15 protein-coding genes are annotated in these 14669 nt (G+C 63.1%); 3 read left to right on the top strand and 12 right to left on the bottom strand.

The genetic code is table 11. The annotated features are described in order from the left end of the window. Positions 1–20: 20 nt before the first annotated feature. Complete coding sequence (locus tag AC4K8G_RS08850) at positions 21–1190, bottom strand: hypothetical protein (protein WP_491733786.1); 1170 nt, start codon at positions 1188–1190, stop codon at positions 21–23. 43 nt (positions 1191–1233) lie between these two features. Here AC4K8G_RS08850 and lepA point away from each other — a divergent pair, with 43 nt between their 5' ends. Further along, positions 1234–3057: a translation elongation factor 4 gene (lepA, locus tag AC4K8G_RS08845; protein ID WP_491733785.1), complete on the top strand. Its 1824-nt coding sequence runs from the start codon at positions 1234–1236 to the stop codon at positions 3055–3057. Between the two features lie 137 nt (positions 3058–3194). Here lepA and AC4K8G_RS08840 read toward each other — a convergent pair whose 3' ends face one another. From AC4K8G_RS08840 to AC4K8G_RS08825, 4 genes are all read right to left on the bottom strand, one after another. Further along, positions 3195–3623: a DUF3800 domain-containing protein gene (locus AC4K8G_RS08840; protein WP_491733784.1), complete on the bottom strand. Its 429-nt coding sequence runs from the start codon at positions 3621–3623 to the stop codon at positions 3195–3197. Then, on the bottom strand, positions 3620–3901 hold the full coding sequence (locus tag AC4K8G_RS08835) for a hypothetical protein (protein ID WP_491733783.1): 282 nt from the start codon (positions 3899–3901) through the stop codon (positions 3620–3622). The genes AC4K8G_RS08840 and AC4K8G_RS08835 overlap by 4 nt, the downstream gene beginning before the upstream one ends. 26 nt (positions 3902–3927) lie before the next feature. Further along, positions 3928–4497, bottom strand: coding sequence for a hypothetical protein (locus tag AC4K8G_RS08830; protein ID WP_491733782.1), 570 nt, complete (start codon positions 4495–4497; stop codon positions 3928–3930). Between the two features lie 662 nt (positions 4498–5159). Continuing rightward, positions 5160–6011 (bottom strand): hypothetical protein, encoded by an 852-nt coding sequence (locus AC4K8G_RS08825; RefSeq protein ID WP_491733781.1) that lies wholly within the window; start codon positions 6009–6011, stop codon positions 5160–5162. 189 nt (positions 6012–6200) lie between these two features. Between AC4K8G_RS08825 and AC4K8G_RS08820 the strand changes: the two genes are divergently transcribed. Then, positions 6201–6374 carry a hypothetical protein gene (locus tag AC4K8G_RS08820; RefSeq protein WP_491733780.1) on the top strand — a complete coding sequence of 58 codons (174 nt, stop codon included), beginning with the start codon at positions 6201–6203 and terminating at the stop codon, positions 6372–6374. On the opposite strand, the gene AC4K8G_RS08815 is transcribed toward AC4K8G_RS08820, so the two are convergent. From AC4K8G_RS08815 to AC4K8G_RS08805, 3 genes are all read right to left on the bottom strand, one after another. After that, on the bottom strand, positions 6371–6529 hold the full coding sequence (locus tag AC4K8G_RS08815; RefSeq protein WP_491733779.1) for a hypothetical protein: 159 nt from the start codon (positions 6527–6529) through the stop codon (positions 6371–6373). The genes AC4K8G_RS08820 and AC4K8G_RS08815 overlap by 4 nt on opposite strands. Continuing rightward, complete coding sequence (locus tag AC4K8G_RS08810; RefSeq protein WP_491733778.1) at positions 6526–7512, bottom strand: hypothetical protein; 987 nt, start codon at positions 7510–7512, stop codon at positions 6526–6528. Before AC4K8G_RS08810 ends, AC4K8G_RS08815 begins: the two co-directional genes overlap by 4 nt. Positions 7513–7753: 241 nt before the next feature. Then, the gene (locus tag AC4K8G_RS08805; RefSeq protein ID WP_491733777.1) at positions 7754–8080 is read right to left on the bottom strand and encodes a hypothetical protein; all 327 of its coding nucleotides are present in this window, start codon (positions 8078–8080) and stop codon (positions 7754–7756) included. Positions 8081–8354: 274 nt separating this feature from the next. Here AC4K8G_RS08805 and AC4K8G_RS08800 point away from each other — a divergent pair, with 274 nt between their 5' ends. Next, on the top strand, positions 8355–10652 hold the full coding sequence (locus tag AC4K8G_RS08800; protein ID WP_491733776.1) for a PAS domain S-box protein: 2298 nt from the start codon (positions 8355–8357) through the stop codon (positions 10650–10652). Positions 10653–10683: 31 nt separating this feature from the next. Here AC4K8G_RS08800 and AC4K8G_RS08795 read toward each other — a convergent pair whose 3' ends face one another. From AC4K8G_RS08795 to AC4K8G_RS08780, 4 genes are all read right to left on the bottom strand, one after another. Further along, a complete protein-coding gene (locus AC4K8G_RS08795) occupies positions 10684–11367 on the bottom strand; it encodes a DUF6445 family protein (RefSeq protein ID WP_491733775.1) in 684 nt (227 codons plus the stop codon). 114 nt (positions 11368–11481) lie between these two features. Next, the gene (locus tag AC4K8G_RS08790) at positions 11482–13395 is read right to left on the bottom strand and encodes a TonB-dependent siderophore receptor (protein WP_491733774.1); all 1914 of its coding nucleotides are present in this window, start codon (positions 13393–13395) and stop codon (positions 11482–11484) included. 139 nt (positions 13396–13534) lie between these two features. Continuing rightward, positions 13535–13843 (bottom strand): EthD family reductase, encoded by a 309-nt coding sequence (locus AC4K8G_RS08785; protein ID WP_491733773.1) that lies wholly within the window; start codon positions 13841–13843, stop codon positions 13535–13537. 89 nt (positions 13844–13932) lie between these two features. Further along, on the bottom strand, positions 13933–14604 hold the full coding sequence (locus AC4K8G_RS08780; protein ID WP_491733772.1) for a winged helix-turn-helix transcriptional regulator: 672 nt from the start codon (positions 14602–14604) through the stop codon (positions 13933–13935). Between the last annotated feature and the right edge of the window lie 65 nt (positions 14605–14669).

The following is a 14669-nucleotide window of genomic DNA, read 5'->3' as shown; positions in this document are numbered from 1 at the left end:
TAGTGACTCGATCAAAGGACTTAGTGCGGCACCGCGCCGATCAGGTCGCCGAGGCCAAACCCGCGCTTTTTTTTCTTCGGCTGTTCGGGTTGCTGCGCCTGCTGCTGGCCGCCTTCGCCGTCGTAGCCGCCCATCATTCCGCGCATGCCGCGCATCAGCGACGCCGTGGTCTTGTAGCGAACTTTCGTGGTCCATTTGGGCGCCTTGGGCTTTTCGGCGAAATTCACCTCGGGGCCGTAGCCGATGGCCATCACCATCCCCATCGGAACGGCGGCCGCGACTTCGGCCGGCAGCATGCACTCGCTGGTCGTCGGGGGAAGCACCGCGCCCGTCGTGATCAGCCGCTTCACTTCGCTTGGGCTCAGATAATCGAGCGCCGCCATCGACGCTGACCTGGCCGAGCTCCACATGATCACGTCGCCGGCCTGGTTCGAGCCGAACATCGCCAGCGCATAGCCCGTTGCCTGGGCCGCCGGAGTCCACATCAGGCGGTCCGCGCCCGACGGCATCGTGCCCGCTTCGCGCAGGGCGAGGCCCGGCATGAAGTCCTGGCCCGCCGCGAGGTTGAAGCCGATCGTCGGCGAATAATTGGCCTGCACGCTGTGCGCGCCGAGGAGCGATCCGGTCGCCGGCACCTGGCGGCTGTCCTTGTCGTTGGGCCAGCGGCCGAAGCCCGGCGCGCTGGTCGGTCCGCTGACGACATGCGCCATGCTGGCCATCGCCGCCATGCCCGGCGGCACCTTGCCCGGCTGGATCTTGGAAAAGTCGATGACCGTCGGCTGGCCGGCCGAGACATGCTCGCCGCAGCCCCAGTAGATCAGCATGCGGCCCTTGGGCTGCTTAAACGGCAGCGTGCTCGGCGTCTCGACCACCCGCACTGGCGTGATGAGCGGCAGGCTCGCGCCCATCTGCAGGGTCGGCGGGATCAGGTGGTCGGCCTGCGGCGCGGCCGGCGCTTTGTCCTTGGACGCCAGGCGAAGGTCGAGCGTGTGGACGACGCTGCCGCCGCCGCCGTTCATCATGCTCATGATCTGGCCCATGTTCGGCCGCGCTCCGGGCGTCATGCCCGCGCCCATCCCGCTCTGCGTCGCGACGTCCATCCAGTAATTCGCGATCGGCGGCGGATCCTTGGCCGGTGCCGCTCCAATGCTCACTGCGGCAACAGCCGCCAGCACGCTCACTCGCTTCATCTCGATTGCCCCCTTTTGCCGAGCCACTATAGCGCGCGCTTAAATGACCGACATCAGCAAAATCCGAAACTTTTCGATCATCGCGCACATCGACCACGGCAAGTCGACGCTCGCCGACCGGCTGATCCAGGCGACCGGCGGGCTGACCGACCGCGAGATGGTCGGCAACGCCCAGGTGCTCGACAATATGGATATCGAGCGCGAGCGCGGGATCACCATCAAGGCGCAGACCGTGCGCCTCGAATGGAAGGGTCATGAGCTGAACCTCATGGACACGCCCGGCCACGTCGACTTCGCCTACGAAGTCTCGCGCAGCCTCGCCGCGTGCGAGGGCGCGCTGCTCGTCGTCGACGCGGCGCAGGGGGTCGAGGCGCAGACCCTCGCCAACGTCTACCAGTCGATCGAGCACGACCATGAGATCGTGCCCGTCATCAACAAGGTCGACCTGCCCGCCGCGGACCCGGAGGGCGTGCGGCAGGAGATCGAGGAGATCATCGGCCTCGACGCAAGCGGAGCAGTCCTCGCTTCGGCCAAGACCGGCATCGGCATCACCGAGGTGCTGGACGCGATCGTCGAGCGCATCCCGCCGCCCAAGGGCGACGCCGCCGCCCCGCTCCAGGCGATGCTCGTCGACAGCTGGTACGACCCCTACCTCGGCGTGGTCATCCTGGTCCGCGTCATCGACGGCGTCCTCAAGCGCGGCCAGCAGGTCAAGTTCATGCAGGCCGGCACCACCCACCTGGTCGACCGCGTCGGCTGCTTCCGCCCCAAGATCGAGCAACTGTCAGAGCTCGGCCCGGGCGAGATCGGCTTCATCACCGCGCAGATCAAGGAAGTCGCCGAGACCCGCGTCGGCGACACGATCACCGATGCCAAGCGCCCCGCGGCCGCGCCGCTCCCTGGCTTTAAAACAGTCCAGCCGGTCGTCTTCTGCGGCCTGTTCCCGGTCGACGCCGCGGAGTTCGAGAAGCTCCGCGAGAGCCTCTACAAGCTCCGCCTCAACGACGCCTCGTTCAGCTTCGAGATGGAGAGCAGCGCGGCGCTTGGCTTCGGCTTCCGCTGCGGCTTCCTCGGCCTTTTGCACCTCGAGATCATCCAGGAGCGGCTGACCCGCGAATATGATCTCGACCTCATCACCACCGCGCCCTCGGTCGTCTACAAGATGCACCTGACGCATTCGAAGACCGAGCCCGCGCAGGTGATCGAGCTCCACAACCCGGCCGACATGCCCGATCCCAACCGCATCGAGAGCATCGAGGAGCCGTGGATCCGCGCGACCATCTACACGCCCGACGAATATGTCGGCGCGATCCTCAAACTGTGCCAGGACCGGCGCGGCATCCAGAAAGGACTGACCTATGTCGGCACCGGCGCCCATCAGCGCGCCCAGCTGACCTACGAGCTGCCCTTGAACGAAGTCGTGTTCGACTTTTACGACCGCCTGAAATCGATCAGCCGCGGCTATGCCTCGTTCGATTATGAGCAGCTCGGCCACCGCGAGGGCGACCTCGTCAAGATGAGCATCCTCGTCAACGAAGAGCCGGTCGACGCGCTCTCGATGATCACTCACCGCGGCACTGCGGAGGCGCGCGGCCGCGGCATGTGCGAGCGCTTGAAGGAGCTGATCCCGCGCCACCTGTTCAAGATCCCGATCCAGGCCGCGATCGGCGGCAAGGTCATCGCGCGCGAGACGATCAGCGCGATGCGCAAGGACGTCACCGCCAAATGCTATGGCGGCGACGCGACGCGCAAACGCAAGCTTTTGGAGAAGCAGAAGAAGGGGAAAGCGCGGATGCGGGAGTATGGGAATGTGAGCATTCCACAGGAGGCGTTTATCGCGGCGCTGAGGATGGGAGATGAAGGCTAAGTGATTGATTTTGAGTCGATTTAAGAACTTGAAAAATCTAACACTTTCAACTATATAACTATTGCTGCGCTAGGAGTTGCGAAGGCGACCACCGGCGCGGCAGCCCAAAGGCTCTGGTAGCTCTGCTGCCGGAGCCTTTATCTTATGATTCCGTACTCGTCCTTACCGAATGCCTGCTTCACCATTATGCGTTCCAAAATAAAGAACGACTGGTCGAGGCCAAGTGCGTTCTTGCTTGCCAGCGGCCGTTCTCTTCTGAGCAACGCATATGCGCATGCATCCGCGGCCTGAACGAATATCGAGCGCTCGGATTTGCGGTAGACGAGGTCTTCCAGGATCCGATCCGCCGGAATGTTTTTTGCCGGCCCGCCTTCCCCCCATTCACCGTATTTGCTGGGGATGTAGTTAAAGACGCCCATCCGTCGACGGATTGCGTCATAACTTTTCCCCTCGTCACAGAAAATCACGCAGCGACTTCCCGCGATCCGCATGTTGTTTTGAATGCGCATGAGCAGCCACTCAAATGCACGATCCTTTTCGGATCTCGGGACAGCTGCATTGATCAATTGGGCGCTCGGCATGGACGCAACGCTGGAAAGGAAGAAATCAAAGAGCTCCGCACGTCGGATCTTTTGAACCGGATGCCTAGCAATGCGCCCTTTGCCCCATTCCAATCCGTCGCGTGCATCTCGGCCTTCATGTAGATGCCGTCGGATTCGTTCATTTGCTGGCGTGCTGAAAGCAGGTGATCGAGCGCGGCGCGCCACTGGTCAGCAGGAATGATCAGCGCCGAAAAACAGGCAATTGCATCGTCGCCTGAGTCGTCGATGTAAACAAAGTGCATTTGTTCGGCTCTCTAGATTCTAACAGTCACTTCTTTGGTTTCGACTTCGGCTTTGGTTTCGGCTGAGGCTCATCAGGCAGGTCTTCATCCAGATCGTTGGCGCCAATTTCATGCGCGCGAAAGACGAGCGCTTGCCACTTGGCATCGCTGACGCTTCCCTTTTCATAGTGACGGCGAATTACGTGATATGGATTCCAGAACAGCGCGTATGAGAATTCGCCGGCCGGCCCGTCCTTGAAATCGATGAACCCAAGCTCGCGTAGCTTCGACAACCTGTCTCGCCACGTATAAATTGCTCTCTGCCCACCAAAGCCAGCTGCAGCCGCCATTTCGTGCGGGCGATTCAAGTTTAGGTAGCCTTCGTCTCCCAGCCGACACCAAAGTTCCAGATAAGTGGGTCCTATTGGCTGCCCCTTGTCAGCAAGATCATTCATAATTGACAGCATCTGCGGCATCGCCCTCGGAACCGTGGCGAATCCGTCGCGATGCTGACGATCCCAAAGATGTTTTTCAGTTACCCCAGGCCAAAACTTCTCTCGAAGTTCGACTTTGCGCTTTTTGGCGCCTGATTGTTGTCTGGTTGTTAGAATCACCATTTGTCACCTATTGAGAGATCACGGGCTGAAGTTTGGAGCTTCAGCCCTGCACGATTGTCCCTGCGAGGGCGGGTGGGTCCGCAAACTGGCTTGGAATCCAGCTGCCGACCCACCCCAACCGCGATAAAGCAACAGTAGCCGATTCTAATATGCAAGGTCGACTGTTAAGTTCGCGTATCCGAGCACTATGAGAGGCCGGAGCGCGACAACCTCCATCCGTGGAGTTTGACTTACTCGGAGCAAACTCGTTAGTTCAGTTTGCAACGATCAGAATCAATATATTTTAAATTTCAATAGTTTATATTGCAAAAGCGGTGCTCCCGGGTGATCCCGTGATCGGGTACTCGCGTGCTCCGGTGCTCACGTGCTCGTCCGTGCGCCAGGCGCCCCGGCTGTTGGGTTCGCAGGAAAAGAGTGCCCCCCTTCGCGTACGTTCGCGCACATTGGCCGCGCGGCCAAATGGCCGCCGACCAGCAGGAGATTATCGCTGGCAGCGAGTTCCAATGACCTGCGGCGTCCGCAACACTGAGGGCAATCGCGGGGCCCGGCTCGGTTTGTCACATCCGGGACGTCCTGCAACAATCAGACAAGGGCCGAGGAAATGTTCCGCACTGAACCACGAGCGAAGGCGGCGGGATAGCGCCGGGCGAGGGTGCGATAGATTAGCGCGACACTGGGCTTGCGCAAACTTGGGCCGCCCTCTGGACGGTCTCGAAGTAACAAAAGTAATGAAAATGCTTGTTTGCGAGGGGGTCTAGATAAACGATTCGGCCCATTAAAACCGTCTTGCCAATTCCAGCGTGAAAGTCTTTCACCATTTGTTCGGTCACATCGCTTACCTGGATAGGCGCCTCCTGTTGCACCATTGTTCCCGGAGCCAAATCGACGTCGTATGTCCCGCGGTATTCTCCAACGTTACGAAAATTCTTGGATGCAAATACCTGAGGATCTTCGTTGGTCATTTCATAATCAACATCTATGCTTAAGATGCGAGCTGGGGCCGTTCCCAAGTTAGCTATCGCTACGACAGCTCTCAAATCCACGTGCGGGACCATCGGTGTTTCCAGATAAACAACGCCCGTTGCGATGTTTCGATAGAGCTGGATCTGAGAGTTTCGGTACAACTCCAGTTGCTTTCTTTGGGAATCTTGAATTTTTAGCTGAACACCTAACGCGGCCTGGCTGATCTGTAGGTCCTGCGTGAGATTGCGGACCTGCTGCTCGGCGAGCTTGGCTTGTTGGTTCAGCGATGCCGCCTGCTTTCCTTGCTCGCGAACCTCCTCGCGCATGAGGCCCGTTTGTTGGGCTAGGTTATCAGCCTGCTGCTGCCCTTGAGCGGCAAGTTTCGACAACTCTTGAACAGCGTTTTCTGTGTCTTTGTCCGAAGCCGCTAAAGAGTACGCGAGGCCGGAAATGATGAGTGTAGCGAATCCAGTGATGCCCGCTACACCCGTCAAAAACGAAGTAAGCTTCTGATTGAAGCTCAGTTTCTTGAATGCCGTCCAAGCTTTCATTCGGAGAGGCTAGACGAGGGAAGAGCATCGTCAACAAGCAACGGAGGGTGACGAAAAATCTCTAACCGAATCCGTCACGCGGATTAAATCCGACGTGACGTCGATCGGGCTCGCTTCGCGACCCGTCGGCCGAACGGCTCCGCATGTCAATCATTTCGCTATCGCAAAGACTCTGCTACCCCCTCTCTCATGGAAAAAGGCGTGATCGAGCGGGCCTATGAGCTCGCCCCCGAATGCAGCACGATCGACGAAGTCCGCGCCGCGCTGCGCCGCGAGCGGCACGCGAACGTCGATGCCCATCTGTCCGGGCCGAGCATCCGCGCCTCCCTCAAGAACCTGTTGCGTAAGACCCCAACCGCCTAACCAATCCTCCCGGCCTCGACATGCCGCAGCCACTCTGCTGCAGCGTCCCGCTCCTCTTTCTCGACATCGTGCTCGCGCCGCTGCACGCCGGGCACGCCGAGCGGCTGCCGGTTGATCCACGGCAGGCGCGCCGGCTGGTCGTCCCGCCACCTCATTCGGTCACCTGCCGCGCGATCCAGTCGGCGTGTGCTCGCGCTTCCCAAGCCCGTTGCTCCTCTGCCATCTCGTCGTGGACCCGCTGAATGGCGAGGTTCTGGTCCCACTTGCTCATCGCGTCCCACGCATCCTGCTCGATGCCCGGCGGCGGGCGCGAGCCGCTGCACGCGTACATGTCGACCGCGACCGCATAATCGCCGTCGCGGTGCGAGCGGCGATCGAGGAAGCTGGTGTCGGGCCAGGCCGGCCGGTCGGGCTCGCCCTCCTGCTGCCACCACATGCGGCGCGAGCGGTCCATCCAGTCGCTGAGCCAGGTCGAAACGATGTCGTGCAGGCCGGCGTCGCCGCGCCGGAGGTCCTGGAGCACGGCCTGCGGTTCCCAGCCCCATTCGCACGACAACAGGTCGAACATCACTTCCATGAAGGTGATCTGGCGAAGGGTGAAATCGGCGGCGACGATTTCGCCGGCGAGGCGCGCCTCGCGCTCGGCCGCGACCTTGCGCATGAACTTGACGCCCAGCGTGCGCATCAGCTCCCACTTCTGCTCCTCGCTCGGCTCGGGCAGCGGTTCGGGAAGCGCGTCGCGCCCGCGCGCCTTGAAGCGGTGGTCGATCGACGGTGGCACTGTGCCCGCCGCGACCGGCGCGGCGCGGACCGCCTCCGCCCGCCTTTTCTCCGCCAGCGCGACCGCATTGTCCCATGCCGCGCGGAAGCTTTTGCCGAACGGCGAGCGATAGAGCTTCATGATCCCGGTGCGGTCCTTGCCCATCTGTTCGCACGCCTTGCTGTTGGCGCCAGTGACCGCGAGCCGGGCGATGAATTCGCGCTGCAGGCGGGGCGTCCAGGCGCCCGTCGCGCCGGTCTTGCGCGGGACCGGCTCGAACGCGAGCAGGGCCGCGATCTCAGGATCGGCGGACAGCTTTTCGAAGGTGGGGATGGGGTTGCCGCTTTCGGCTGCGGCGGCCGTTGATGACTCGCTCATCGACCAGCGTGGAGCAGGCGAAATCCAAATAGGACAGCTATTTGTGAGCGCCCGAGCATAAGCGGAGCGGAGTGAAGCGAGCGCAGCTTATGTCGAAGAGAGCGCGAGAGCCGGCCGACGGGTCGCGGAGCGAGCCCGATCGACGTCACGAATTTACTTCGTGACGGCTCCTTCCTCCCCACACAAAGAAGGCGGGCCCTGTCGGACCCGCCTCCTTGCACGCAAACAATAAGCGCCGGGCTTAGAAGCCGTCGGCGTTGAACACGACGTACCAGCGGCCGTCGTCGAGCTTTTCGCAGCGCGTCGTCATGTTGCTGGCGGCGTTATATTCGCTGTTGGTCATGCTGTCGTACGGCTCGCCGCCGCGGTCGGTGCTCTTGCGCTGGTCGTTGCGCAGCTGGCGGAAGGTCGACTGGCACTGGCCCTTGTTCGAATAACCGGCGGCCATTTCGGGCGTGTTGGTCAGGATCGTGCCGTCGGGCGAGGTGACGGTCTGGGCCGTGGCAGGCGCGGCGGCGATCGCGGCGGCAGCGGCGGCGATCGCGGTCGTGATGATGAGGTTACGCATGGGGTACACTCCTTGTGCTTAAGGCCCCGCGCTCGGGGCAAGGCGGGGCGGGCGAAAAATCGCCTCCCCGCACCAACCGCCCGGCTTCCCTCAAGTGCCTGAGATTGCTGGGGTGGAACGATGAGCCGCTAGTTGAGTGGCGGCGGGCGGTGGTCGTTACGCGGGCGGCCGAAATCGCCGCTGGTTAATTGCGGCGGCAGAAAAAGCGCGTATCGGTGCCGTCATGGCCGACCAGCCGAGTAAGACGAGTAAGCCCGCCGGCCTTCCCGGCGCAATGTTCACGCCCCCGGGGCTGATGACGCTCGCCGACCTGCTGCCGGTGATGACCGCCTTTGTCGACCGCTCCTTCGTCTACCGCTTCATGAACAAGCCGATTGCCGAATGGCTGGGGAAGCCGCGGCGCGAGATGATCGGCAGGCATATGCGCGAGGTCATCGGCGAGGCGGCGTTCGAGGAGCGGCGCGGGGCGCTCGAGGCGGCGCTTGGTGGCGAGCGGCAGTTCTTCTCGGGCACGTGGCAGCATCCCGAGCGGGGGAGCGTCGCGGCGCAGAGCGACTACGTCCCCTGGGTCAACCCGGAGACGGGCGCGATCGACGGCGTCGTCATCGTCATCACCGACATCAGCGAACAATATGCGACTGAGCAGGCGCTGCGCGAGAGCGAGGATCGGTTCAAGCGGATCGCCAACTCCGCGCCGGCGATGATGTGGGTGACGCGGCTCGACCGCGTGCGCGACTTCGTCAACGACCATTATGTCGACTTCGTGTGCGGGCCGAAGGGAACGCGCGAGGAAGCGCGAAAGCTCGACTGGCGGACGCGCATCCATCCCGACGACGTTGAGCGGATCGTCGCCGACGCGGTGGCGGGCGAAGCAACGCTGAAGGCTTTCCCGCTCGAGGGCCGCTACAAGCGCTGGGACGGCGAGTGGCGTTGGCTTCGCAGCGTGTCGCAGCCGCGCTTTTCAGGCGATGGAGAGCTGATCGGGTTCATCGGCGTCGCGAGCGACATCACCGTCGCCAAGGAGGCCGAGCTCGAGCTTCGCCGCGAGGTCGAGGAGCGCACCAGCCAGCTGGCGGCATCGGAGGCGCAGTTCCGCGCGGTGTTCGAGGCCGCGCTCGAGGTGATGGTGCTGCTCAAGCCCGATGGCACGGTACTGGCGGTCAATAACCGGCGCGAAGTCTGGCGCCACCCGAATCCCGAGGAAGCGCTCGGTTCCAAGCTGTGGGACGCGCCAACGCTCACCGCCTATCCGCAGCATGTCGCGACGATGAAGAAGGGCATAGCGACCGCGGCCAAGGGCAAGGTGTTCACGACCGAGGTTAAGATGGAGCGCCCGGGCGTGCCCACCGCCTATCTGGACGTATCGGTCCAGCCGGTCCGCGATGGCACAGACAAGATCATCTACCTGCTGTTCGAAGCTCGCGACATCACGGAACTGAAGGCCGCGCAGGAGCAGCTTCGGCAGAGCCAGAAGATGGAAGCTCTGGGCCAGCTGACGGGCGGTATCGCGCACGACTTTAACAATTTGCTGACCGTGGTCGTCGGCGGGCTCGACATTATCACCAAGCGCGCGGAGGACGCAAAACTGAAGCGCTACGCCGACAATGCCCTCGCGGCGGCCGAGCGCGGCGCAAGGCTGACCGGCCAGCTCCTCGCATTCAGCCGAGTCCAGCGGCTCGAGGTCCGGACGACTCATATCGCGCCGCTGATCGAGAATATGCGCCCGTTGCTGCGCAACGTCCTCGGACCCGGGATCGAAAAACGCTTCGATCTCGATAACGCGATGATGCCAGTGATGGCGGACCCGACTCAGGTCGAGGTCGCGGTCCTCAACCTCGCGATCAATGCCCGCGACGCCATGCCCGATGGAGGCATCCTGAGTTTTTCGAGCCGCAAGCTCAGCGTCCGCGGCGACCCTGACCTCGCCGACGGCGACTATATCGAGCTGACCATCGCCGACACCGGCGCCGGCATGCCGCCCGAAGTCGCCGAGCGCGCGTTCGAGCCTTTCTTCACCACCAAGGAGGTCGGGAAGGGCACCGGCCTTGGCCTCTCGATGGTTTACGGCATGGCCCGCCAGTCGGGCGGCGCGGCGCGGATCGAGAGCCACGAAGGCGAAGGGACAGCGGTGAGGCTATTGTTCCGCAAGGCCGATGTCGCCGCCTCGCCCGAGGCCGAAGCGCCGTCGGAGGAAACGGCGGTGCCAGCCTCAGCGACGGTCAGGTCAGTGGTCGTGATCGACGACGATCCCGACGTCCGCGGCTTCATCGTCGAGACACTTGAGGAACAGGGCTACCAGGTGCGTGAGGCCAGCGACGGGCGCGAGGGCCTTGCCCTGCTCGAACGGAGCAGACCCGATCTCGTCATCCTCGATTTCATCATGCCCGGGCTGTCCGGCGCAGAAGTCGCAGGGCGGATCCTGGCCGATACGCCCGACCAGTCGATACTCTTCGTGTCAGGCTATAGCGAGACCGAAGCGGTCAAGCAGGCTGCGCCCGAGGCAATGCTGCTGACCAAGCCGTTCCGTGCCGACGCGCTGCACAAAGCGGTTCGAGGAGCGCTGGCTTCCTGAGGGCACGCAGTGACCCGTAACCCGAATGTCTTCAACGGCCGCGAATGAAGATGTTCGAAGTGAGCCGGCCCTGGCGAGGGTCGCCAGTCAGCGGCATGTCGGGCGGGACAATTCCCGAATGGAGCAGGCTTCCCTGAAAGATGATCATCCGATCGGGGACCGCGTCGACCGCGCCGATCTGCTCGTAAAATTCGTCCGAGCCGTGGAAATAACCCGAACCCGCGGGCAGCTGCGGGATCTGCGCTTCCGCGACCGGGACGTAGACCGAGACATTGTACTCGGTCACGCGCTCGATTCCTGTCGCGCGCTGGCGGAAGAAAGCCGTACCCGTATCGCCCGGCGCGCGGAGGAAATGCAGCAAGGCGAGATCCTTCTGGTCGGTCGTGTCAAAATGCGGCGCGCGCTGGGGCGGCGTCAGCTCCGTCGGTTGCAAAGTCACCATCGAAAAGCTGGCTTCGACGAGATCGAAGCCGTCGAAGTCGAAGGCGTCGGCGATGAACGGCGCGGCGCGCTCGCAAGTCTCTTCGACATAGGCGTTGGCGGCCGTGTCGGCCGCCGTGAAGATGCGCCTCAGCCCCGGGTAGTAATTTGTGTGGCGGGGGTAGGGCGCAAGCTCATCCGCGATGTCGAGAATATGTTCGAGCGCGCTGCTGAAATCGTCGATCACAACGACGGGGGTCTGCGTGTCACCAAACCGCAGAACTTCGGCCTTCACTTACGGCCTGTCCCAATCATGAGGGGCCACTTAGCCTCCATCTGAGCATCGCAAGCCTAGCGAATGCGCGACATCCGGCAAGGGGCGTGACAATTCGGCGAGAGGAAGAAGGCGTTAGAAATCGACCGATAAGTCGGCTTGGATGCTGCGCGGGCGATTACGGCGGAAGCCACCAAAGTCGGTCACGTCCCACGCATATTGATTAGTCAGATTGGATAGCTGCAGCCGGAGCGTTGCCGGCGACTTGGCAAGCTGGAAGCGATAGCGGCCGCCAAGATCGACGATCGTGCGCGCGGGCACGGTGAGCAAATTGTCGGCGCTGCCCGGGCGCTTGCCGAGATAATTGACGCCGAGGTTGACCGAAAAGACCGGCGCGAACGGAAGCCGGTAGTCGGCGTAGCTGGTGATCATAGTCTCCGCCTGGCTCACCGGCTTTCGACCGATCCGGCCGAGATCGACCGCGGGGCCTGTGACGCGCGGCTTCATCAGCACCGCCCCCGCGACCAGGTTCAGCCCCGCCACCGGTTCGCCGGCGAGCGAGATTTCGATCCCGCGATGACGAACGGTGCCAAGGTCGCGAAAGATGAGGTTGGGGTCGACGTTGAAATAGGGTTTGCGAACGTCGAACCCGCCGACCACCAGACGCAGGGGCCCGATCGCATAGCGCAATCCGAAATCGCGCTGCGACGTCAGCAGGGCGGGCGGCGCTTCGCTCCGGTTGATCGCGATCTCGGGCGCGACGCCGCTGTCCTCCAGCCCCTTGGTGTAGCCGCCGTAAGCGACGAGGCCGTGCACGAGGTTCACCGCGAGCGTCGCGTTCCACAGCCAAGGGTGGGCGCGCGTGACGATGTCCGGCGCGTCGGGCGGGCTGATCGTCTTGCGATAGTCGGTCCGCTGTAAGCCGACCCCGAGTTCTCCGACCCCTGGCCAGATGCCGTGGTAGGCGACGCCCGCGGTCAGCTGGCGCGTCTTGTCGCTCGTTTCCGGGCCGAAGGTGACATCAGGCTCGGGGAATTTCGGCGGGATCTCGCCGACGGTCACCGGGCCGAAATCGACCACCTGCTCACCGCCGAAATCGCCGGTGCGCGTACGCCCTTTGACGGAAAGGTGGAGCTCGTGGCGGCGCGGGCCCTCGTCGAATTGCCTGGTCAGCCTCGCCTCACCGGCGGTCTGATTCGTGGTCCGGACCGGATGGATGGCGACAACGAAATCCGACGCCCCGTCCTCGGCTGTATCGAGGAACAGGGTGTTGAAGCTTTTCTTGCTTTCGAACCTCTGGTGGAACAGCCCGGCCTTTAGGAGCCAGCCGCCGCCGAGCGCAGTGTGGCCGAACAGGCCCATCGTGTCGGTCCGGTTCTTCCATGCGGCCCAATGCTGGCCCTGGAAGCGGTGCGGAACGCGCGGCGGCAGATGCGGCCCGTCGACGAAGAAATAGGGGCTACTCACGTCTCTTGGCCCGACCTCGAGTGCGTAGAAGGCACGCACTTCGGTATCCTTGTCCGGGCGCCAGGCGGGAGCGATGCCGACCGACCAGTAATTGCCGTAGTCGCCGCCGGGATTGTCGAGAAAGTGGCTGTAGCCGACGCCGCCAGCGACGCTGAACGTGTCCGACAGCGGCAGCTGTCCATCGATCTCGACGCCGGTCTGGATGCCTCCGTGCACGACCGCCGAGAGCAGCGGCTTCGAGCCGGCTGGCCGAAGCGAAATGTCGACGATGCCGGTCGGCGCCGGGAACGGATAACCCTGGGCAGTCAGCCCGACTTTCACCGACGTGCCTGCAAGCAGCCTTGGATTGCCGATGAACAGGCCGCCAAGAAAGAGCCCGTCGAGGCGAAAGTTGCCCGCCGCGCCGGGGCTGAACCCGCGCACCTCATCCGTGCTGTAAAGGCCGATGCTTTCGTTGCCGACGCTGGTCCCGAAAGCATCGTCAGCGGACGTCACCGCATTTTCGCCGGCGCGCTGCGCCCATGCCGGCATCGCAACGGACGCCGCAACGGCAAACGCGAACAGTTTCCTGACCACGATCATTGCCGGCCCCTGCCAGCAATTCGGGCAGGACTGAACCGTAGTTCGACCAAGGTGGCCGCTTGCTCGCCGGGGTGGCGAAGTGGCGAAAATGAGCGCTGTTCGAGGGGGCGCCGGGACCCTCGGCCCCGGCGCATTTAGGTCACTGGTCGTTGGTGACCACAACGACGGTGGGCGGACCACCGGTGCTGATCGAAGCCGCGTGGTCGAGCGCTTCCATGCCGGTCGATGCCGCGCACTCCTTGAGCTTCTCGATCGTCGGATAGCTAACGTCGGAGATGAGATAATAAGGCGGCGGCGCAAAGGATGGCCCGACCACGCGCTTGGTCACGACGCTGGTCGCGCCTTTGAGCTTCGGACCCGCGAACGGGAGATGTTCTTCCTTGTACGCCCGATCGAATTCCGCCGGGTCTTTGGGGTGGGGATACATTACCAGCAAATGGGCAGTCATGTTCATTTCCTCTCGTCATTGTGTTGAACGACGAGCGGTCATGTAGGGACGGAAAAGTTGGCCGGTGGGTACAAAATCTGGACCGCAAGTCAGCGGGCGGCCCGTCGCGCCATCGGCTCGATATCGGCCAGCTGGTAGCGCTCGAACCAGTCGGGAAAGGCACGCACAAGCGGCGGGTCGCCGCTTATCTGGAGACCCATGCGGCGCGCCTGGAACAGCGACGAATCGCCGCGCCACCACGACACCAAAGCGGGGAGCGGACCGCGCACGCTGATCTCCGGAAAGCCGAGATTCTTTCCGCAAATCGAGATTTCGGTTGGCCGCAGCAGCATGAACAGGCGGCTGCGCTCGATCTCGAACCGGACGACGACCGGCTCGGCGGGCAACGCCCCGACGCGAACGCGGCGCTTCATATCGATCAGCACCGGCTCGACATCATTGTCCTCATCGACCGCATGCCGCGACAGCCAGCGCTGTCCCCAGATACCAAAAGCCTGGACCACCGAGGCAAGCTCCCTGCCCGACCGCGTCAGTCGGTATTCGGGGCCGTGAGCGCCGTCGGTCCGAAGGACTGCGCCAACATAGACCAGCTCCTGCAAACGCTCGGACAACATCGTACGCGAAATGCGGGGAATGGCGCGGCGGATATCGTTGAAGCGCGTGCTTCCGCACAACAATTCGCGGACGATCAGCAAGGTCCAGCGGCCGCCAAGAACCTCATGGGCGCGCGCGATCGAGCAGAATTGGCCGTAACCGGACACGGCCCAAGCTTACGCCTCTTCAGGCTGCGCTGACAGTCCGGATTCCGTACCGGATCGCCGCCCAC

Source organism: Sphingomonas sp. SP3 (assembly GCF_058514305.1).
This window is presented reverse-complemented; position numbering and strand designations above follow the sequence as displayed.